General features: G+C 59.7%; 17 protein-coding genes. All 17 read left to right on the top strand.

The genetic code is table 11. The features are described 5' to 3' along the window. The 17 genes from lpxB (at position 1) to F1529_RS11935 (ending at position 20,530) form a co-directional block, all read left to right on the top strand. Positions 1–1,152, top strand: a complete 1,152-nt coding sequence (lpxB, locus tag F1529_RS11855) for a lipid-A-disaccharide synthase (RefSeq protein WP_155134982.1) — start codon at positions 1–3, stop codon at positions 1,150–1,152. Then, complete coding sequence (gene rnhB, locus F1529_RS11860) at positions 1,152–1,814, top strand: ribonuclease HII (RefSeq protein ID WP_007151478.1); 663 nt, start codon at positions 1,152–1,154, stop codon at positions 1,812–1,814. The genes lpxB and rnhB overlap by 1 nt, the downstream gene beginning before the upstream one ends. Further along, positions 1,811–5,311, top strand: a complete 3,501-nt coding sequence (gene dnaE, locus F1529_RS11865; protein ID WP_155134985.1) for a DNA polymerase III subunit alpha — start codon at positions 1,811–1,813, stop codon at positions 5,309–5,311. The genes rnhB and dnaE overlap by 4 nt, the downstream gene beginning before the upstream one ends. A gap of 357 nt (positions 5,312–5,668) precedes the next feature. Beyond that, the gene (locus F1529_RS11870; protein WP_007148665.1) at positions 5,669–6,640 is read left to right on the top strand and encodes an acetyl-CoA carboxylase carboxyltransferase subunit alpha; all 972 of its coding nucleotides are present in this window, start codon (positions 5,669–5,671) and stop codon (positions 6,638–6,640) included. Positions 6,641–6,642: 2 nt separating this feature from the next. Next, positions 6,643–7,944 carry a tRNA lysidine(34) synthetase TilS gene (gene tilS, locus F1529_RS11875; protein WP_155134988.1) on the top strand — a complete coding sequence of 434 codons (1,302 nt, stop codon included), beginning with the start codon at positions 6,643–6,645 and terminating at the stop codon, positions 7,942–7,944. 164 nt (positions 7,945–8,108) lie between these two features. After that, complete coding sequence (locus tag F1529_RS11880; protein WP_155134992.1) at positions 8,109–10,010, top strand: ATP-dependent DNA helicase RecQ; 1,902 nt, start codon at positions 8,109–8,111, stop codon at positions 10,008–10,010. Between the two features lie 385 nt (positions 10,011–10,395). After that, complete coding sequence (locus tag F1529_RS11885) at positions 10,396–12,042, top strand: CTP synthase (RefSeq protein ID WP_155134997.1); 1,647 nt, start codon at positions 10,396–10,398, stop codon at positions 12,040–12,042. Next, positions 12,035–12,883, top strand: coding sequence for a 3-deoxy-8-phosphooctulonate synthase (gene kdsA, locus F1529_RS11890; protein WP_296028828.1), 849 nt, complete (start codon positions 12,035–12,037; stop codon positions 12,881–12,883). Before F1529_RS11885 ends, kdsA begins: the two co-directional genes overlap by 8 nt. A gap of 23 nt (positions 12,884–12,906) precedes the next feature. Further along, positions 12,907–14,199 (top strand): phosphopyruvate hydratase, encoded by a 1,293-nt coding sequence (gene eno / locus F1529_RS11895; protein ID WP_155135000.1) that lies wholly within the window; start codon positions 12,907–12,909, stop codon positions 14,197–14,199. Positions 14,200–14,202: 3 nt separating this feature from the next. Further along, on the top strand, positions 14,203–14,571 hold the full coding sequence (locus F1529_RS11900; protein ID WP_007148986.1) for a septum formation initiator family protein: 369 nt from the start codon (positions 14,203–14,205) through the stop codon (positions 14,569–14,571). Further along, positions 14,568–15,290, top strand: coding sequence for a 2-C-methyl-D-erythritol 4-phosphate cytidylyltransferase (ispD, locus tag F1529_RS11905; RefSeq protein ID WP_370457011.1), 723 nt, complete (start codon positions 14,568–14,570; stop codon positions 15,288–15,290). Before F1529_RS11900 ends, ispD begins: the two co-directional genes overlap by 4 nt. Continuing rightward, positions 15,284–15,766: a 2-C-methyl-D-erythritol 2,4-cyclodiphosphate synthase gene (gene ispF / locus F1529_RS11910; protein ID WP_370457012.1), complete on the top strand. Its 483-nt coding sequence runs from the start codon at positions 15,284–15,286 to the stop codon at positions 15,764–15,766. The genes ispD and ispF overlap by 7 nt, the downstream gene beginning before the upstream one ends. Further along, positions 15,763–16,818, top strand: a complete 1,056-nt coding sequence (truD, locus tag F1529_RS11915) for a tRNA pseudouridine(13) synthase TruD (RefSeq protein WP_232211661.1) — start codon at positions 15,763–15,765, stop codon at positions 16,816–16,818. The genes ispF and truD overlap by 4 nt, the downstream gene beginning before the upstream one ends. A 25-nt stretch (positions 16,819–16,843) precedes the next feature. Continuing rightward, positions 16,844–17,506, top strand: coding sequence for a protein-L-isoaspartate(D-aspartate) O-methyltransferase (locus tag F1529_RS11920; RefSeq protein WP_007149852.1), 663 nt, complete (start codon positions 16,844–16,846; stop codon positions 17,504–17,506). 260 nt (positions 17,507–17,766) lie between these two features. Next, positions 17,767–18,681 (top strand): DUF368 domain-containing protein, encoded by a 915-nt coding sequence (locus F1529_RS11925; protein WP_155135002.1) that lies wholly within the window; start codon positions 17,767–17,769, stop codon positions 18,679–18,681. A gap of 130 nt (positions 18,682–18,811) precedes the next feature. After that, positions 18,812–19,570: a peptidoglycan DD-metalloendopeptidase family protein gene (locus tag F1529_RS11930; RefSeq protein WP_230457778.1), complete on the top strand. Its 759-nt coding sequence runs from the start codon at positions 18,812–18,814 to the stop codon at positions 19,568–19,570. A gap of 45 nt (positions 19,571–19,615) precedes the next feature. Then, positions 19,616–20,530 carry a cation diffusion facilitator family transporter gene (locus tag F1529_RS11935; protein WP_155135005.1) on the top strand — a complete coding sequence of 305 codons (915 nt, stop codon included), beginning with the start codon at positions 19,616–19,618 and terminating at the stop codon, positions 20,528–20,530. Positions 20,531–20,583: the final 53 nt, after the last annotated feature.

The following is a 20,583-nucleotide window of genomic DNA, read 5'->3' on the forward strand; positions in this document are numbered from 1 at the left end:
ATGGCACAGCGCAAGGACGCACCGCTGGTCGCGCTGATTGCCGGGGAAGCTTCCGGGGATATTCTCGGCGCGGGCCTGATGCAGGCCCTTGTCGCCCGTTATCCCGGAGCCCGGTTTATCGGTGTCGGGGGCGAAGAGATGGCCGAGGCGGGGCTCACCAGCTTGTTCCCCATGGAAAAACTGTCGGTGATGGGAATCACCGAAGTGCTTTCCCATCTGCCCGAATTGCTGCGTCTGCGTAAATCCCTGGTCCGCTTCCTGCTGGAACAGAAACCGGATGTGGTCATCGGGATTGATTCCCCGGATTTCACTTTGCCCATCGCCCGGCGGCTCCACGATCGCGGCCTGAAAACCGTGCACTATGTGAGTCCGTCGGTCTGGGCCTGGCGGCAGGGGCGCATCAAGGGCATCAAGAAAAGCATTGATCTGATGCTGACCCTGTTGCCGTTCGAAGCCCGGTTCTATGAGCAGCACCAGGTGCCGGTGGCCTTTGTGGGGCACCCGCTTGCCGACCGAATTCCTCTGGAGACGGATGTGCCGGGTGCCCGCAAGGCATTGGGCCTGGATGCGCAGGCGCGTATTCTGGCTGTGCTGCCGGGTAGCCGCGGTGGAGAAGTGGGGCAGTTGATGCCCGCCTTTCTGGAGGCCATGGTGGTGTTGAATCAGCAGGATCCGGCGCTGCATTTCGTGATTCCTGCGGCCAACAATGCTCGCCGTGAGCAAATCCAGGCACTGCTGGACGCCCAGCCTGATTTACCCGTATCGCTGGTGGATGGCCAGAGCCGTACGGTAATGGCCGCCGCTGATGTGGTGCTTATGGCATCCGGCACCGCTACGCTGGAAGGCTTGTTGCTGACCAAACCCATGGTGGTAGGCTATCGGGTTGGCGCGGTGACCTATGCCATCGTCAGCGGTTTGATAAAGAGCGAATTTGTCTCACTGCCGAATCTGTTATGTCGGCAGGAAATGGTCCCCGAACTGATTCAGGAAGGACTGACCACGGATGCGATCGTTGCCGCCGTGCGTCGCTGGTTCGATCAACCTGAGCAGGCCCAGGCCCTGAAAGCCCGGTTCCAGGACGTACATCAACAGCTTCGTGGTGGCGCCAGCGAGAAAGCGGCAGCCGCCGTTGCTAAACTGCTGGAGGCCTGATGGCACCATCGCAATCATGCGATCCCTTTGCGGAATATGCCCTGGCTGACCCTTTCATTCCGTCCGCCTTTGCCTGGCAGCCTGGCATGCTTGTGGCGGGGGTGGACGAAGTGGGCCGCGGGCCGTTGGTGGGCGCGGTAGTAACAGCCGCCGTTGTTCTCGACCCTCAACACCCCATTGCTGGCTTGGCTGATTCCAAAAAAATCAGTGAAAAGAAACGGTTGGCGCTAGAAGCTGAGATCAAGTCTCATGCTCTGGGCTGGGCGCTGGGGCGGGCCGAACCGGCGGAAATCGATGAGTTGAATATCCTGCATGCCACCATGCTGGCCATGCAGCGGGCGGTCGCCGGTTTACCCATGGCGGCGCAAGCCGTGCTTGTTGATGGCAATCGGGTGCCAGCGTTGCCGTGCCCGTCGCAAGCGGTGGTAAAGGGTGACGGCAGGGTGCCGGCCATTTCCGCCGCGTCGATCCTTGCCAAAGTGGCCCGGGATCGCGAAATGCATGCCTTGCATGCCCGTTACCCCCAATATGGCTTCGACCGCCACAAAGGCTACCCGACAGCGGTGCACATGGCGGCCCTGGAACAACATGGCGCCCTGGCCGAGCATCGCCGCTCCTTTGGCCCGGTCGCCGCAGCAATTGCACAAGGGAACCTGTTTTGAGTGATCCCCGTTTTGTCCACCTGCGCTTGCATACCGACTATTCACTGGTCGATGGAGTGGTGCGGGTCAAGGAACTGATCAAGACCTGTGTAAACCAGCAGATTCCGGCGGTGGCCGTTACCGACGATTCAAACCTGTTTGCGCTGATCAAGTTTTATCAAAATGCCATGAATGCGGGTATCAAGCCGCTGATGGGCGCCGACCTGTGGGTGCAGGGCACACACATAGAGGAGCCCGCTTGCCTGTCGTTTCTGGTGCTCAACGAAGCGGGCTATCAGAACCTGACGTTGCTGATTAGCCGTGCCTGGCAGACCAACCAGGATCGTGGCCGGGCGCTGGTGAAGCCGGAATGGGTAGCAGAACTTAACGAAGGCCTGATCGTGCTTTCTGCGGCCTCCCAGGGCGAAGTGGGACAACTGCTACTGGCAGAAAAGTACGAGCTGGCGCAGCAATATGCGAGCTGGCTGGCCTCTGTGTACGGCGACCGTTTCTATCTGGAAGTGCAACGTACCTCGCGCCCGGGCGACGAAGATTGCTTGCATGCCAGTGTTGCGCTGGCGGGGCAGCTGGGGCTGCCTGTGGTGGCAACCAACGATGTACGCTTTCTGCGCCGGGAAGATTTCGAAGCTCACGAATCACGGGTGTGTATCCACGACGGCAACACCCTGGACGATCCGCGTCGTCCGAAGAAGTACTCCGAAGAGCAATACCTGAAGTCCGCCGAAGAAATGGCGGAGCTGTTTGCCGACTTGCCCGAAGCGCTTGAAAATACGGTGGAGATCGCCCGCCGCTGTACGCTGGACATTCGCCTGGGGGAAAACTTCCTGCCGGATTTCCCGATTCCGGACGGCATGACCATCGAGCAATACTTTGAAAAAGTCTCCAGTGACGGTCTCGAAGAGCGTCTCAAGGTGTTGCTGGATAAGGATGATCCCGAGTACGCCATAAAGCGTAAGGATTACGATGACCGGCTGCGGTTCGAGCTGGATATCATCAACCAGATGGGCTTTCCCGGTTACTTCCTGATCGTTGCCGACTTTATTCAGTGGGGCAAGGACAACGAAGTTCCCGTGGGCCCGGGTCGGGGCTCCGGTGCCGGTTCCCTGGTGGCCTACGCCATGAAGATTACCGACCTGGATCCCATCGGCTACGATCTGCTGTTCGAACGTTTCCTTAACCCGGAACGGGTCTCCATGCCCGACTTTGACGTCGACTTCTGCATGGAAAAACGCGACCGCGTGATCAACTACGTGGCAGACAAGTACGGCCGTGATGCGGTGAGCCAGATCATTACGTTCGGCACCATGGCCGCCAAGGCGGTGGTGCGCGACGTGGCGCGGGTGCAGGGCAAGCCCTACGGTCTCGCCGATCGGTTGTCCAAGATGATCCCAGGTATTCCGGGCATGACGCTGACCAAGGCGCTGGAGCAGGAAGAAACCCTGCGTGAATTCCTGGAAAGCGATGAAAATTCCGACAAGGACGCTGCCAACGAAATCATGGAGATGGCCTTCAAACTGGAAGGCCTGACCCGGAACGTGGGCAAGCACGCCGGGGGCGTGGTGATCGCCCCGGGCAAGCTGACGGACTTCGCGCCGCTGTACTGTGAAGAAGACGGTACCAACCTGGTAACGCAGTACGACAAGGACGATGTGGAATCCGCCGGCCTGGTGAAGTTTGACTTTCTCGGCCTGAAAACCCTGACCATCATTGATTGGGCCGTAAAAGCCGCCAACGTGAAGCGCGGCCGTGAAGGGCTGGACGATCTGGTTATTGACCACATTCCGCTGGACGACGGCCCCAGTTTCGACCTGCTCAAGCGGGGCGATACCACGGCGGTGTTCCAGCTGGAAAGTCAGGGCATGAAGGAGCTGATCAAAAAGCTCCAGCCCGACGTATTCGAAGACATTATCGCGCTGGTGGCCCTGTATCGTCCGGGGCCGCTGGAATCCGGCATGGTTGATAACTTCGTGAACCGTAAGCACGGTCGCGAACCGCTGGCCTACCCGGATCCGCAATACCAGCACGAGTGGCTGGAGCCGATCCTGAAACCCTCCTACGGGGTTATCCTGTATCAGGAGCAGGTGATGCAGATTGCCCAGGAGCTGGCCGGTTACACGCTGGGCGGCGCTGACATGCTGCGCCGGGCCATGGGCAAGAAAAAGCCTGAAGAAATGGCCAAGCAGCGGGCGATCTTCGAAGAAGGGGCTAAAGGTAAGGGTGTGGACCCGGACCTGGCCATGAAGATCTTCGACCTGGTGGAAAAGTTCGCGGGCTACGGGTTCAACAAATCTCACTCCGCTGCCTATGCACTGGTTGCCTACCAGACCGCCTGGCTCAAGGTTCACTACCCGGCGGAATTCATGGCCGCCACCATTTCTGCGGATATGCAGAACACCGACAAGGTGGTGACCTTCATTGATGAATGCAAAACCATGGGGTTGCAGGTACTGCCGCCGGATGTGAATTCCTGTGGTTATCGCTTTACGGTGAACCCGGAGGGCGACATCGTCTATGGGTTGGGTGCCATCAAGGGGCTGGGTGAAGGCCCCATCGATGCCATCGTATCGGCGCGGGCAGATGGCGGTGAGTTCAAGGACCTGTTTGATTTCTGTCGTCGCATTGACCTGAAAAAAATCAACCGTCGTTCCCTGGAAGCCATGGTGCGCGCCGGGGTGCTGGACAAGCTGGGGCCGAAAAGCAGTTTCCACGACCGCGCGCAGTTGCTGGCCACTTTGCCGGACGCCATTGCTGCTGCAGATCAGGATGCCCGCAACGAAGCGGCCGGCATCATGGATATGTTCGGGGCCGTGGATGACAGTCCGGCCACGGCGGTGGAATGGAAGCCGGCCCGCGCCTGGAACGACGAAACCCGTCTTAATGGCGAGCGTGACACCCTGGGCCTGTTTTTGACCGGCCACCCCATCGACCAGTATGAAAAAGAAGTGCGGCAGTTCGTGACCGCCCGAATCAATTCCCTGCAGCCCACCGGCAAAGGGGAGGCCGCCACCATCGCCGGGCTGGTGGTGGCGCTGCGCATCACCCGCAGCAAACGCAGTGGCGATCGTATGGCGTTCATCACGCTGGATGACAAGACCGGTCGGGTGGAAGTGTCTGTCTTCGGCAAGACCTTTGCCGAATACGGCGAGTTGGTGCAGAAGGATACCCTGCTGATCTTCAAGGGCGGGGTCCGCAACGACGAATACACCGGCGGCTTTAATCTAGTCGCCGATGAAATCATGGATATGCGCCAGGCCCGGGAAACCTTTGCCCGCCGTTTGCGGGTGGCGGTGCCAGTGGCGGATGACTTGCCCCAGCAGCTCCAGCAGATGCTGTCGCCGTACCAGGGGGGCAACACGCCGGTGCTGCTGGATCTGGACCACAACATTGCCGCGGCCAGTTTCTGGCTGGGCGATGAATGGAAAATCAGCCCCCACGAGTCACTGGTGGAGGAGCTGCGGGTACGCTTTGGTGAAAACGCAGTGCGGATGGAGTACTAGCGCTGCAGGCAACACGCAGCACGCTTCAACACGAGAAAGGTGCGTTGTGACCGAGGTGCCGGGTTCCGCGATTCAAACGCCTGGACGCGGCGGCAGGGCCACTCTTTGCGCTCGATGCTCTCCCGCGTTGTCGCGTGAAGCGTGATGCGTGCAGCGTCTCCCTTTGAAACAGTTTGCAACCTAGCCATGTCGGCCATGTCTCGACGTTGTCATTGGGTTGCGGCTACACTTGTTGCATTCTTTTATGGGCAGGTTGCGTTCGGGGGTCGCCGGCGTAGCGTTTCTGCCGTATTGGCGCCAGGGAACGGCCATTCTGGTCCGGGCGCATGCTGATAACACCTTGAACAGGCTCAGAATATGAATCCCAATTTCCTCGAATTTGAACAACCGATTGCCGACCTGGAAGCGAAAATCGAGGAATTGCGTTTGGTGGGCAGTGGCAGCGAGGTGAACATTTCCGAGGAAGTGGCCAAGCTGCAGGAAAAAAGCATTACGCTCACCGAAAGCATCTTTCGCGGCCTCAGCTCCTGGCAAATCTCCCAGCTGTCCCGGCATCCCAAGCGTCCCTACATGCTGGACTACATCAAGCGGATCTTTACCGATTTCGATGAGCTGCATGGGGACCGTGCCTTTGCCGACGACCCGGCCATTATCGGCGGCATGACGCGCCTGGCGGGCCAGCCTGTAATGGTGATTGGCCACCAGAAAGGCCGTGAAGTGAAAGAGAAGGTGCGCCGTAACTTCGGTATGCCGAAACCGGAGGGCTACCGCAAGGCGCTGCGCCTGATGGAAATGGCCGAGCGCTTCAAGCTGCCGGTACTCACCTTTATCGATACCCCGGGTGCTTTCCCGGGTATTGATGCGGAAGAGCGTGGTCAGTCGGAAGCCATCGCCCGCAACCTGCGTGTCATGTCCCAGCTGAAGACGCCGATTATCGCCACGGTCATTGGCGAGGGTGGTTCCGGTGGGGCACTGGCCATCGGCGTCTGCGATCATTTGCAGATGCTGGAATTCTCTACCTATTCGGTGATTTCCCCGGAAGGCTGCGCCTCGATTCTCTGGCGCAGTGCCGACAAGGCGCCGGAAGCGGCAGAAGCCATGGGCCTGACCGCCGGCCGCCTGCACGAGCTCGGCATCGTGGACCAGGTGATCAAGGAGCCGCTGGGCGGCGCTCACCGCGATCACGACCAGGCCGCGGATGCCGTTCGCAAGGCGCTGGAAACCCAGCTGGAATCGCTGCGTGCCATGGAAATGGATGCGCTGATCGACCGCCGTTACGAGCGCCTGATGAGTTACGGCAACGTGGTCAGCGATCCCGCTGACGAATAACCATGTCCGATGCTGCCGGGTTCAGCCAGTCGCTGGCTGAACAGGCCCCCGACGGGCCTCTGCTGCTGGCCCTCAGTGGCGGTCTGGACTCCTGCCTGTTGCTTCACCTCTTGGTAAAAGCGGGTCTGGGCCCGCGCCTCTCCGCTGTTCATATTGACCATCAATTGCAGGCCGATAGCCAGGGCTGGGCACGCTTTTGCCAGGCGCTGGCGGATCAGCAAGGTATCCCGCTAGCCATCGAAAAGGTGGCTGTCGACATGGCCAACGGGCTGGAAGCTGGCGCCCGTGATGCCCGTTATAGTGTGCTATTGCCGCTGGCCCGCGCCCAGGGCGCGACGCTGGTGATGGCCCACCATCGCAATGACCAGGCGGAAACCCTGCTGTTCCGGCTGCTGCGTGGAGCGGGTGTGCAGGGGCTGTCGGCCATGCGTGAGCACAGTCGGCAACAAGGTGTGGCCCTGTGGCGGCCGTTGTTGGGGGTTGGCCGGCATACGCTGGAGAGCTGGGGGGCGGCGTTATCGCTGAACTGGCGCGAAGATCCCAGCAATCAGGATCAGTCCCTGCGCCGTAATTATCTGCGCCACACTATTTTTCCGGCACTACGCGATCGCTGGCCCGGTGCCGATGGCACGCTTGCCCGGGCGGCGGATCATATGGCGGAAGCCGGTGAGCTGCTCCATGAAATCGCGGTACAGGATGCAGACAGACTTGGCGTGGCCGGGGCGTCTTTTCCTCTGACCGATTTGGCCGATTTGTCCCTGGCGCGGCAGCGCAATGTGCTGCGCTGGTGGCTGCAGCAAAACCGGGCCACCGCGCCCAGTGCCGCGGTGCTTGAACAGTTGCGGGTGCTGCACCTGGCTGCGGGGGATAGCCAGGCGCGGGTGGAGTGGGGTGGATACGCGGCACGCTTGTACCGTGGGGCATTGTATCTGGCTTCACGTGAGGCCTTTCAGCCCTGGCAGGGCGATGTGCTCTGGCCGGAAGGGGCGCCGCCGCCGGCCTTGCCCCACTGGCATTGGTCAAAGCAAGGTGCTGAGGGAGATATTTGGGTGCTTCGTCCACCGGGCAATCTGCAGCTCAGGGCATTGTCCGGCTCTCTGGTCGTGCGCCGCAATGGATTGCATCAACAGATCAAGGAACTCTGGCGCGCGGCGGGCGTGCCGCCCTGGCAGCGGCGTCAGTGGCCGTTGTTGCTCCGTGATGGGGAGGTGGTGAGTGTGCCGCTGGTGGGGTTGGCTGATGGTGAAGAGGGCGACAACAGTGAGCGCTGGTATTTGCTGCCTTCAAACGAAGCACCTCGCTAGCAAGCACTCCCGCATGAGCTACAGACACCGGGCGGCTGTCCGTTCTGGCGCACAGTAAAATACGACGCACCTGCTCGTTTCAGTATTCCGCCTCTGCCAAACTTGCGCTGACTGATCCCGAACCCCTTGCGTATTCAACCCTACAGCCGAAAAAAGGGAGTGCCATGCAGGCCCTTCAGCAACACTTGCAGCAGACCTTTCAGCTTCAGGCCTTTCGCCCCGGGCAGCAGGCGGTTATCGACGCATTGCTGGCTGGGCGTTCGGCGCTGGCGGTGTTTCCCACTGGCGGCGGTAAAAGCCTGTGTTACCAATTGCCGGCGTTGATGTTCAGTGGTGTGACCCTGGTGGTGTCGCCGCTGATTGCATTGATGAAAGACCAGGTGGATCAGCTTCACCGGCTGGGTATTGCTGCCGCGCGGCTGGATTCCAGCGTGGATGCAGAGCAATTGCAGGGTATCTACCGGGGGCTGGATGACGGCAGTATCAAGCTGCTGTACGTGGCGCCGGAGCGCCTGGCCAATGAGCGGTTTCTGGCGCGTTTGAAGCGGCTGTCGATCAGCATGATGGCGGTGGATGAAGCGCACTGTGTTTCTGAGTGGGGGCATAACTTTCGCCCGGATTATCTGAAGCTGGCGCAGCTTGCCAGCGATCTCAATGTGGGCAGGGTGTTGGCACTGACCGCGACGGCCACGCCCCAGGTGGCAGAGCAGATCCGCGACAGTTTTTCCATTGCCCGGGAAGATCATGTTCAGACCGGCTTTTTCCGCCCCAATCTGGCGCTGAGTATCCGGCCCCACAATGCCTCCGAACGGGATCAGGCATTGCTGGCGGCATTGCAGTCCCGACCGTCAGAGCCGGCCATCGTTTATGTCACTTTGCAGAAAACCGCCGAACAGGTAGCCGGGTTCCTGCAGGCGCAGGGGCTGCCGGCACAGGCATACCATGCGGGGCTCAAGGATGAGGAGCGCCACCGGGTGCAGGAAACCTTCATGGCCGGGCAGGGGAATATTGTCGTTGCCACCATCGCGTTTGGCATGGGCATCGACAAGGCCGATATTCGCGCTATTTATCACTATAACCTGCCCAAGTCCCTGGAAAATTACATGCAGGAAATCGGCCGGGCAGGGCGGGATGGCAAACCCTCCGAGTGTGTATTGCTGGCCGGTTCGGACGATCTGACCGTACTGGAGAATTTCAGTTACGGGGACACCCCGGACAATACGTCGCTGGCCGGATTGATCGACTGGCTGGTGGCCCAGCCCGAGCAGTTCGACCTGTCGGTGCATGAGTTGTCCGGACAATTCGATGTTCGTCCTCTGGTGATCAATACACTGCTGACCTATCTGGAGCTGGAAGGGGTGGTTCGCGCCACGGCGCCATTTTATACGGAGTACAAGCTGGCTTTCCTGACGTCCCAAGATGACGTGATCAGTCAATTCAATGACGACCGGGCGGATTTCCTGCAGCGGGTTTTCGCGACCGGGAAACAAGGGCGCATCTGGGTAACCCTGAAGCCCATTGATGCTGCCGCAGAGCTGCAGGTTGACCGGCTTCGCATCCTCAAGGCGCTGGGCTATCTGGAACAACAGGGAATGATTGAGCTGCGTGTGGCCGGGGTGCGCCAGGGATACCGGATGTTGCAGCGCCCCCAGGAACCACAGGCGTTGACCGCCAGAATGGCAGAACAGTTTCGCGTGCGCGAACAACGGGATATCCAGCGGTTGCAGCAAGTCTGTGACTGGGCCGAGGGCAAGGGCTGTTATCAGCAGGCCCTGGTGAGCTATTTTGGCGAACGCTTGCCTGAACCCTGTGGGCAGTGCAGTCATTGCAAGGGCGAACATTGGCCCATGACGGCACGCCATCGCCGTGTACCTGATGCGGCGGTGATTCAGGCAGTGAGACAGGAAGGGCATGGGGCGCTGGCCACGCCCCGGCAACTGGCGCGCTTTCTTTGTGGTATCAGCAGCCCCCGAGCCAGCCGTGCCCGTCTTGGCCGGCATTCCGCGTTTGCATCGCTGATCGACGCGCCTTTTGCCGATGTGCTGGCGGCATGCGAGAAGCCCTGAGGCTGGCCTCGGGCTTCCTGCCTCCTGCGCTCGGCGGGGCGCAAGAAGTGAGTCGGCCCCTGAACCCTGTTGCTCTCTCAGTCGCTTGGCCAGCCATTTAAACAGGCAGTGCGTAATTCGGCGTAGCCGATGTGGGTATCACCACCTTTTTACGCTCTCGGGAGCGATTCCGATTGAGGCGCGGGGCGGCTTCTGTTAACATTTTCTCCCGTCCTGATGTAGCGCAAGCTCCTGAATTTTCAGGTGTTCAATCGTCTCTTGCGAAGCTGGCCAACCCGATTCACGAAAGCTCCTTGCCCGTCTGTAACGTGCAGGGTGTTTTTTTTATGGGGGCCAGTACACACTGACGATGGTGCTATCAACCCACTAGCGATCTGGTGAGTGCATGTCTCGTTTCATCTTTGTCACCGGCGGTGTGGTGTCGTCTCTGGGGAAGGGGATTACCTCCGCGTCCCTGGCCACTCTGTTGGAAGCCCGCGGCCTCAACGTCACCCTGATTAAAATGGATCCCTACATTAATGTGGATCCTGGCACCATGAGCCCTTACCAGCACGGTGAGGTGTTTGTGACCGACGATGGCGCCGAAACCGACCTGGATCTGGGTCATTACGAGCGTTTTATTCGCACCCGCCTGAACCGCCGGAACAGCTTTACCACCGGCCGTGTCTATCAGCATGTGCTGGATAAAGAGCGCCGCGGCGAATACCTGGGCGCCACCGTCCAGGTGATCCCCCATATCACCGATGAGATCAAGCTGAAGATCCGCGAAGGGGCGGGCGATGCGGATGTGGCCATCGTGGAAATTGGTGGTACTGCGGGTGATATCGAATCGCTGCCTTTCCTGGAAGCGGCCCGACAGATGCGCGTGGAACTGGGCTCCAGCCAGTCCCTGCTGGTGCACCTGACGCTGGTGCCGTACATCGCCACCGCCGGGGAAATCAAAACCAAGCCGACCCAGCACTCCGTGAAAGAGCTGCGTTCCATCGGCTTGCAGCCGGATATTCTGGTGTGCCGTGCGGATGACCCGATTCCGCAGAGCGCCCGGGAAAAAATTGCCCTATTTACCAATGTGGAAGCCCGGGCGGTGATTTCCTCCCCGGACTGCAAGACCATTTACCAGGTGCCCCGTGGCATGCACGAGCAGGGCCTGGACGCCATCGTGGTGGAAAAGTTTGGCCTGGATCTGCCCGAACCGGACCTTGGCGAATGGGATCGTGTGGTCGAAGCACAGCTGAACCCGGAAAACGAAGTGACCATCGGTATGGTGGGCAAGTACATCGAACTGGTCGATGCCTACAAGTCACTTAACGAAGCTCTGATCCATGCGGGTATCAGCAACCGCGCCAAGGTCAATATCCTCTATCTGGATGCGGAAGATATCGAGCGTGACGGCACCGGTGTGCTGGAAAGCCTGGATGCCATTCTGGTGCCCGGTGGTTTTGGTGACCGGGGTACCGAAGGCAAGATCGCTGCGATCCGTTATGCCCGCGAGAACAAGGTGCCGTATCTGGGTATCTGTCTGGGTATGCAGCTGGCGGTGATCGAGTATGCCCGCCACGTGGCAGGCATCGAACAAGCCCATTCCTCGGAGCTGAACCCGAACACGCCGGACCCGGTGGTGGGGCTGATCACCGAATGGATCACCGAAGATGGTCAGAAAGAGCAACGCTCTGCGGACTCCGACCTGGGTGGTACCATGCGCCTGGGTGGCCAGGAGTGTGTGCTTGAAGACGGCAGCCGCGCGGCCCAGTGCTATGGCAGCACACGTATCGTGGAGCGCCATCGCCACCGCTATGAGGTAAACAACAACTACCTGCCGCAGCTGGAAGCGGCAGGCTTGAAGATCGTCGGCCGTTCCGTGGACGGTGAATTGGTGGAAGTGATCGAAGTGGGCGACCATCCGTGGTTTGTGGCCTGCCAGTTCCACCCGGAATTCACCTCCACCCCCCGTGACGGTCACGGTTTGTTCAAAGGCTATGTGGAAGCCGCTTTGGCGGAACAGCAGGCACAAGGAGGCGTGATCCGTGAGTAACCAGAAGACCATTGCCCTGAACGGGCTGGAATTCGCCAACGACAAGCCCATGGCCTTGTTCGGCGGCATGAATGTGCTGGAATCCCGGGACATGGCTATGCAGGTGGCGGAAGCCTATGCGGAAGTGACCAGCAAGCTGAACATGCCCTGGGTATTCAAGGCCAGTTTCGACAAGGCAAACCGGTCTTCATTGAGCTCCTACCGGGGACCGGGTCTGGACGAAGGCCTGAAAATCTTTGAAGAAGTGAAGAAGACCTTCAACTGCCCGGTGATCACCGACGTGCACGAGCCTTACCAGGCGGCTCCGGTGGCGGAAGTGGCGGATATCATCCAGCTGCCCGCCTTTCTGGCACGGCAGACGGACCTGGTGGTGGCCATGGCAAAAACCGGGGCCATCATCAATATCAAGAAGCCCCAGTTTCTGGCGCCCCACGAAATGTCGCACATTCTGCACAAATGTGAGGATGCCGGTAACGATCAGCTGATTCTTTGCGAGCGCGGTTCCAGCTTTGGTTACAACAACCTGGTGGTGGACATGCTTGGCTTCGGCATCATGAAGCAATTCAACTACCCGGTGTTTTTCGACGTGACCCATGCCTTGCAGAAACCCGGTGGCCGGGCCGATAGCGCTGACGGCCGTCGTGCCCAGGTGGCAGAATTGGGTCGCGCCGGCATCAGCCAAGGCATCGCCGGGCTGTTCCTGGAAGCTCACCCGGACCCGGATAATGCTAAATGCGATGGCCCCTGCGCCCTGAGACTGGATCGTCTGGAGCCATTCCTAGCACAGATGCAAACCCTGGATAATACCATCAAGGCACTGCCTGCCTTCGAAAATAACTGATTAGAGTTTGGAGATTGATCGACATGTCCAAGATCGTTGATATCAAGGCCCGCGAAATTCTGGATTCCCGTGGCAACCCGACCATCGAAGCCGATGTGGTTCTCGAATCCGGTGCCAGTGGCAGTGCCTGTGCGCCCAGCGGCGCCTCCACCGGTTCCCGCGAAGCGCTGGAACTGCGTGACGGTGACAAGTCCCGTTACCTGGGTAAAGGCGTCACCAAGGCGGTAGGCAATGTGAATTCCGCTATCCGTGAATTGCTGGTGGGCAAAGACGCTTCCGACCAGAAGGCGCTGGACCAGGCCATGCTGGATGCCGATGGCACCGAGAACAAGGCGAACCTGGGGGCCAATGCGATTCTGGCTGTGTCCCTGGCGGCGGCCAAGGCGGCGGCGGTGGATCAGGGTAAACCCCTGTACGAGTATATTTCCGACCTGCAGGACGACGATAACGAATACTCCCTGCCCGTGCCGATGATGAACATCATCAACGGTGGTGAGCACGCCGATAACAACGTGGATATTCAGGAATTCATGATCCAGCCGGTGGGCGCGCCCACTGTGGCGGAAGCCATTCGCTACGGGGCGGAAATCTTCCATGCGTTGAAAGGGGTGCTGAAGAAACGTGGCCTGAACACCGCGGTTGGTGATGAGGGCGGCTTTGCGCCGAACCTGCCCAGCAATGAAGCGGCACTGGAAGCCATCATGGAAGCCATCGAGATTGCCGGTTACAAGGCCGGTGATGATGTGACCCTGGCGCTGGATTGCGCCGCCAGCGAATTCTACAAGGATGGCAAGTACGTGCTGGCCGGTGAAGACCGCAGCATGAGCTCCGAAGAATTTGCCGACTACCTGGCAGAGCTGTGCGACCGTTACCCGATCATTTCCATTGAAGATGGCATGGACGAATCCGACTGGGATGGCTGGAAAATCCTCACCGAAAAACTGGGCAAGAAAATCCAGTTGGTAGGCGATGATCTGTTTGTGACCAACACCAAGATTCTTCAGCGCGGTATCGACGAGAACGTGGCCAACTCCATTCTGATCAAGTTCAACCAGATCGGTTCTCTCACCGAGACGCTGGACGCCATCAAGATGGCCAAGGATGCCGGTTACACTGCGGTCATTTCCCACCGTAGTGGTGAAACGGCGGACACCACCATTGCTGATCTGGCCGTGGCGACGGCGGCGGGCCAGATCAAAACCGGCTCCCTGTGCCGCTCCGACCGTGTTGCCAAGTACAACCGTTTGATTCGCATCGAGCAGGAACTGGGCCGTGCGGCTTACCATGGCCGTAAAGAGTTCAAGCTGCTCGGCTAAGCGATGCCAGCCCCCAAGGCAAAATCCAGCGCCGGCAACAGCAAGGGCAATGCCGAGCGGATGACACTGAAACTGTCACCCGCCCGGCAAGTCGCCCTGGCGTTGCTGGCGCTGCTGTTTTTGGGCCTGCAGGTCCGGTTGTGGTTTGGTGAAGGCAGCCTTCGGCATGTGGCCGCGCTGAAAAAGGACGTGGCCGTGCTGAAGGAAAGCAATGCCAAGCTGGCAGAACGCAATCGCCTGATGGCCGCCGATGTGAATGACCTGAAGCAAGGCACGGAAGCCGTGGAAGAAATCGCACGCAAGGACCTGGGTATGGTTCGCAAGGGGGAAACGTTTTTCCTGATTCTTGAACAGCCCCGGGGCACCGAGTGAATCCTGTTATTTCCGGCCCGCTGTATGCCGTGGTTCCCGCTGCCGGGGTGGGGAGCAGGATGGGCGCGGGTTTTCCCAAGCAGTATCTTTCCCTGGCCGGCCAAACCCTGGCCGAACACACCCTGAATCGATTGCTCTCGTTCGCGCCGATCCACAAAGTGGTGGTGGCGGTGTCCGCTGACGACCCCTGGTGGCCCACGTTGGCGGTATCCCGGCACCCGCGCATCCAGACGGTGCCCGGCGGCGACACCCGGGCTGATTCGGTACGCAACGGTGTTGCGGCAGTGCGGGACGAGGGCGGTGCCGACGCCTGGGTGCTGGTGCACGACATGGCCCGCCCGCTGATCCGGCTCTCGGATATTCAGAGTCTGCTGGACCAAACCGGCCCCCAGGGTGCCATTCTCGCCTTGCCGGTGGTGGATACCATCAAGCAGGCCGTAGAGGAAACGCACATTGCGGCCACGCTGGACCGGGCGCATATCTGGCGGGCCCTGACTCCCCAGCTCTTCCCGGCGCAGGCGCTGCTGGCTGCACTACAGGGTGACCTGGCCACCATTACCGATGAAGCCTCTGCCATGGAGCGTGACGGGTGGCAGCCTGGGCTGGTCGCCGGTCACAGCGACAATATCAAGATAACCGTCCCCGACGATCTGCCACTGGCCCGCTTTTATCTGAGCCGGCAGCAGGGTGATGACAGCAGCGAAGGAGAACCGTGGTGAGCGTGCGTATTGGTCAGGGGTTTGACGTTCATGCCTTCGATGAGGGCGATCATGTCATGCTCGGCGGTATTGCCATTCCCCACAGCCACGGGCTCAAGGCGCATTCCGATGGCGATGTGGCGTTGCATGCATTATCCGATGCCTTGCTTGGCGCCTTGGCGCTGGGGGACATTGGCCACTATTTCCCAGACACCGACCCGCAATGGCAAGGTGCTGATTCCGGCCAGTTGCTGAGTGCCATCTATGGGTCGATTCTGGATGCGGGATGGCGGCTGGGCAACGCGGACCTGACGGTGATCTGTCAGGCACCCAAGCTGGCGCCGCACATTGCCGGCATGCGTGAGCGCATCGCCGAATTGCTGCAGTGTGATCCGGGCCAGGTATCAGTCAAGGCGACGACCACGGAAAAACTGGGTTTTACCGGTCGCAAGGAAGGCATAGCGGTGCAGGCCGTGGTGTTGCTGGAGAGCCAGTGAGTGCCGTGTCCGAAATGACTCATCAAGGCTTGCCCTGCGCCCACGGTGGTCCGGTGTGTCAGGGCGTATTGAAGGCCCGGCCAGACGATTTTTACGTCGCAGAACAGATGCACGTGACACCGGAAGGCCAGGGTGAACACCTCTGGCTGGAAATTGAAAAAACCGGCTGGAATACCGAAGACGTGGCCATGCTCCTTGCCAAGCAGGCTCGCGTTCATCGCTTGTCGGTGGGCTACAGTGGCCTGAAAGATAAACACGCGGTGACCCGGCAATGGTTCAGCCTGCATTTGCCGGGCAAGGACGATCCGGAGTTCGATTGGCCCGAAGGGCTGACGGTGCTGCAAGCCGGTCGTCACCGTCGCAAACTCAACCGTGGTACCCACCGTGCCAATGACTTTCGGTTGCGCGTCACGGCTTTTCAGGGCGACCGGGAAGCACTGGAGACCCAGCTGCACACCATCATGGCGGAAGGCGTGCCGAATTATTTTGGCGAACAGCGTTTTGGTCGGGGGGCCGGGAATCTGGTGCGTGGCACCGAATGGTTACTGGGCGGGGAAGCACCACGCAAGAAAGCGCTGCGGGGCATGTGGTTGTCCGCCGTGCGCAGCAATCTGTTCAATCAGGTATTGGCTGAACGGGTACGTCGCGATTGCTGGAACAGAGTGCTGGCCGGCGATATTTTGCAACCGGAAGGCAGCCGCGGATTATTTATGGCCGATGATGATTGCGATGCGGTGGAACGGGTTGCGAGCGGGGAAGTGCACCCCACCGCCCCTTTGCCCGGCCTGCCCGGCATGGCATCATCTGGCCCCTGTAATAAACTGGAGCAGCAGATACTGGCGCCCCATGCCCCGGTGATTGAGGGCCTGCGCCAGATCAAGGTAGAAGAAGCCCGCCGTAGCACGAGGCTGCCGGTACGGGACTTGCAGTGGGTCTGGCATACAGACCCGGAACGGGAAGGGGAAGACTGCCTGGAGCTGGCGTTTACGCTACCCACAGGCGCTTTTGCCACGACAGTAATGGCAGAGTTGATCAGTTCACCGGCTGATTGACTCGCATTGAGGCAAACGAACACAGATGGATATCCAACTCAGCGGCATCGGCATGACGTCTGCGCGAACCCGGGATCGGTTAGTGCAGCGTCTGCGTGACGCCGGTATTCAGGACGAGCGCGTACTGGACGCTATCCGCAATACACCACGACACCTGTTTATCGAAGAAGCCCTGGCGCATCAGGCCTATGATGATACCGCCTTGCCGATCGGTCATGGGCAAACCATTTCCCAGCCCTGGGTGGTTGCCCGCATGACCGAGCTGCTGATTGCCAACGGGAAGCCACGCAAGGTGCTGGAAATTGGCACTGGTTGCGGTTATCAAACCTCGGTGTTGGCGCCATTTTGTGATGAGCTGTATTCGGTGGAACGCATTCGTCCCCTGCAGGATCAGGCCCGCAAGCGCCTGTTGCAGCTGGGGCTGGCCAAGGTGCAGCTCAAGCATGCGGATGGCGGTTTTGGCTGGAAGGCTGAAGCGCCGTTCGATGGTATTCTCGCGGCGTGCGCCCGTGCGGATATTCCTGACGATTTGTTGTCTCAACTGGCAGACGGCGGCCGCCTGGTGATGCCGGTTGGCGGTGATCGCCAGCAGATTCTCACCGTGGTCGACCGTGAGGGTGATCAATTTCATACCCAGACCCTGGACCCGGTACGTTTCGTACCGTTCCAGCGTGGGGTGCTGCGATAAGGCAGCTTCAAGCTACAAGCTACAAGGCGCGATCAGAATTGGTTCTAGCGAATAAGCTCTGCCCGCGCACCACAACAGTTTGAAGGGCGAAATTCGGTAGTGGGGCAAGACAATCCCAAGCTCGTGTTGCAACGTGAAAGTGGTAGCTTGCTTCCCGGTCTAAATGGTTCTGCTGATTAGAGAAGCGCGTACTCCAGCGTGCACAAACACTCATCCCGAAATCGCGTTGTTGCGTGCAGCGCGATGCCTGAGGCGCAAACATGATTCGACCCGGTATTTTTTTTCGCGGCATGGCCATGGGAGCCGCTGATGTGGTGCCCGGCGTTTCCGGTGGCACCCTGGCCCTGATCACCGGTATCTATGAAGAACTGATCAACACCCTGGGCGGCATTACCCCGCGACTACTCACTGTATGGCGTCAACAGGGATTCGTTGCCGCCTGGCAACAGGCCAACCTCACGTTTCTGTTCACCTTGCTGGCCGGCATCTTCACCAGCATTGCCGTGCTGGCACGGCTAATCACCTGGTTACTGGATACCCATCCGGTGCCGGTATGGGCCTTTTTTAGTGGCTTGATTCTCGCCAGCATTATTCTGATCTTGAAACCCTTGCAGCAGCGAGGCCCGGTGCAGGTAGGTGCCTTTTTGTTGGGCACCGGCGTGGCCGTGGCCATCGGCCTGGCCCCGGCACTGTCGGCAGCCGGTAGCGGTGCATTGGTGTTTTTCTTCAGTGGCATGCTGGCCATCTGCGCAATGATCCTGCCGGGCATCTCCGGCAGTTTTATCCTTCTTTTACTGGGCATGTACCAGCCTGTGCTGGAAGCTGTGAAGCAGGCTGAGTTTGGCTTGCTGCTGGCATTTCTGTCGGGATGCGCGGTGGGGCTGCTGAGCTTTGTGCATGTGCTCAAGTGGACGCTGCATCGTTTCCATGACACGGTCATGGCGTTACTGGCCGGCTTTATGGCGGGTTCATTACTGAAATTGTGGCCCTGGCGATTGAGCGGTGAGCACGGCCTGGGTGACACCTGGTTGTGGCCATCACAGTATGCGGCGATTACCGAGCAATCCGCCCAGTTGCCTTTGGCTCTGACCATGGTGGCCGTGGCGGCCGGGCTGGTGTGGTTACTTTACCGGGTGGCGCCGGTGCATAATGTTGCGCAGACACCGCAAGGCTGAATAGCGCCCTGCGGGTCGGTTTACGCTTACTGAGCAATCTGGATTCTGATTTCCTGGCAACGGGGTGGTTGATGGCAGTAGATCTTCACACAGGCACCGACAGTCACTGATGCGCACACTGGCAGCGTTCATGGTCTGGATTTTGGTCAGTGGCTGCAGTGCCGGCAATTTTGCGCCGGTGGTGGATATTTATGGCCAGGAACCGAAGCCGCGCAAAGTTACCTCCGGCACCCACCATGTGCGTGAAGGGGAGACCCTGTACTCCATTGCCTGGCGTTATGGTTGGGATTTTCGGGCGCTGGCCCGGGCCAACAATATTCCGGCGCCGTACACCATCTATCCCGGCCAGCGTATCTCGCTGGGCATCAAGACTTCCAGCCCGACGGTTGCCAGCAAGCCGGCCACGTCTTCTTCCAAACCGGCCAGCAAACCGGCGGCATCAAAACCCGCTTCCAAGCCTGCTCCGGCGGCAAAACCCGCCGCCAAACCCTCATCCAGGCCGACTGTACCGGTAGGCCCGGTGGAATGGCGCTGGCCTGCCAGCGGCCAGGTGGTGGAATCGTTTTCCAATGCCAGCCAGGGGCGCAAGGGAATCGCCATTTCCGGGCGCCGGAACAGCCCTGTGGTAGCGGCGGCCCCGGGGCGAGTGGTTTATCGGGGCAGTGGCCTGACAGGCTACGGTAATCTGCTGATTATCAAGCACAGCGAACGCTGGTTAAGCGCCTATGCCCATAATGATAAGATGATGGTCAAGGAAGGGGATACGGTGAAGGGCGGTCAACAGGTTGCCACCATGGGGGCCAGTGGCACTTTCCGCACTCAGCTGCATTTTGAAATCCGTAAAGACGGCAAGCCCGTCGACCCCATGGGCTATTTGCCCAAACGCTGATTTCCCGGCGCCGCTTTGACTTAACTGACTGGACGGAACACTTATATGCGTCGTGATGATCGCCGTGAACATCGCCTGCTGCTTGTGGCAGGGCTGGCCTCCGTGCTGACGGCGCTGATTCTGATTGCGGCAAAAGCCATTGCCTGGCTGATGACCGGGTCTGTCAGCCTGCTGGCCTCGCTGGTGGATTCGGTGATGGATTCCATTGCCTCGCTGATCAACTTTTTCGCTATTCGCTATTCTCTGGTGCCCGCGGATGAAGAACACCGCTTCGGCCATGGCAAGGCTGAAGCGCTGGCCGGGCTGGGGCAGGCGGTTTTTATTGCTGGTTCTTCGGTGTTCCTGATTCACCAGTCCGTGACCAAGCTGATGGACCCGCAGCCCATCAGCGAGAACGGTGCGGGCGTGGCGGTGATGCTGTTTTCCATCGTGCTGACATTCGGTTTGTTGTTGATCCAGAAGTATGTGGTCCGGGAAACCGGCTCCACTGCCATCGAGGCTGACTCGCTGCACTACCTGTCGGACCTGGCGGTCAATGTGGGAATCATCGTCGTGCTGGTGGTCAGCCAGTTTGGCTATTTGTGGCTGGACGGCGTGGTGGGCCTAGTGATTGCGATCTTCATTCTGTTCAGCGCCTGGCATATTGCCTATGAATCTGCGCAGCTGTTGCTGGACCGGGAGATCCCCGGCGAGGTGAGGGAAGTGATTACCGCGATTGTGGCGGATCATCCGCAGGCGCTGGGGTTCCATGATCTGCGTACCCGCCAGTCCGGACGCACCCAGTTTATCCAGCTGCATGTGGATATGGATCAGAACCTGACCCTACTGCAGGCCCACGATCTGGCCACCCGGATTGAAACGCGTATCCAGGAGGCGTTTCCCATGGCGGATGTGATTATCCACCAGGACCCGGTGGCCGTTGGGCCAAAAGTCACCCTCGACGATCGACCTCCAACCTGACGGTTCCTCCCAACCCCGCGCCAATGCTGGGCTGTACTGTGCGGTCAAACCGG

The organism is Alcanivorax sp. VBW004 (assembly GCF_009718865.1).
In the GTDB taxonomy this organism is placed as follows: Bacteria; Pseudomonadota; Gammaproteobacteria; order Pseudomonadales; family Alcanivoracaceae; genus Alcanivorax.